Source organism: Bacteroides sp. MSK.20.82, from assembly GCF_019052485.1.
Classification (GTDB): Bacteria; Bacteroidota; Bacteroidia; order Bacteroidales; family Bacteroidaceae; genus Bacteroides; species Bacteroides thetaiotaomicron.
Window position 1 is genome coordinate 1 of sequence record NZ_JAHQUN010000123.1, and the last position, 1288, is coordinate 1288.

Annotated in this window: 1 protein-coding gene; it reads right to left on the reverse strand. The window is 40.4% G+C overall.

Translation table 11 applies throughout. The features are described from left to right. Positions 1-1285 (reverse strand): reverse transcriptase/maturase family protein (locus tag KTR07_RS28090; protein ID WP_217315578.1); only part of this gene is annotated, 1285 nt, incomplete at its 3' end. Positions 1286-1288: the final 3 nt, after the last annotated feature.

Sequence of the window (1288 nt, forward strand, 5' to 3'; positions counted from 1 at the left end):
CATTGAATATCAGTCCCGATTTACATTTCGGTTTCCATATTTCCTTTCCGTTACGTTTTGTCAGTTCCAAGACTCCCCAATCGAAAAGTTTTTTACGGACAGTTTCCGTACTGACATTCAAGCAGACCCTTTTACCATAGGTTCTTCTCAATCTCCCCCGTTTATCCCGTCTTTGGTCATTGGACTTTCTTACAGTGATTTCATATCCGAGAAACTTGGCCGGTCTTTCCGTGTGAGTGACAAGTGTCTTTTCATCGGACAGCTCCAATGCCAGTCTGTCAGCAAGGAAGTTTTTAATATCTTCCTTTATCTGTTGCGCATCCTGCTTGCTTCCGATAATTCCCACAAGAAAATCATCTGCATATCTTGCATATTTCATTCTTCTGTAATCGGCATCCATTTCTTCGCCATTGGGATATTTAGCCCGTCCTTGTTCTATTGCTTTCAGTTCAAGGATTAGCTTTGTCCTTTGCCTTTCGTCTTTTACGAACTTCAATCTTCGCACAATACGTTTTCTTGCATTGCCAAAGTCCATACTTTCTCTACTGAATTTTCGTTTCTTTCCTTTGTCGAATTTGGCTGTGTATTCCTTTATATACTTATCCAGCTTGTCAAGGTATATATTAGCCAATATCGAGCTGATGATACCCCCTTGCAGTGTGCCACTGTAAGTATTGTGGAATTGCCAGTCTTCGATATATCCCGCTTTCATAAACTTGCGTATCAATCGGATGAAGCGTTCATCCGCAATACGCTCCAAGAGAATGTTTATCAATACATCATGGTTTATATTATCAAAGAAGCCTTTTATGTCTCCCTCCACAAACCATTTTGCACCATTAAACTCCTTTTGGATATGAGTTAATGCAGTATGGCAGCTTCGATTGGGACGGAAACCATGCGAGGTGTATTCAAAATTTCCCTCGTATATGGCTTCCAGTACCATTCTTACTACTTCTTGTATCAACTTGTCATTGAAAGTCGGCACGCCAAGAGGTCTTTTCTTGCCGTTTTTCTTCGGTATGTACACCCTCTTTGACGGTTGGGGCTGGTACGTTTCATCTTTTAACGTATCAATCAACTTTTCAATTCGTTTCAGGCTCATGTTGTCAATAGTCTGACCGTCTGAACCTTTAGTCATGTTACCCTCTTTAGCGTAGATACGCTGATAGGCAACGTAGAACATTTCCTCATTGAACAAAATTCTGTAAAGACGTTCAAACTTATAGCTTGCATCCTTACTGTGTTCTGATAGACTGTTTAATACTCTTTCTGGACTTCTCATAAT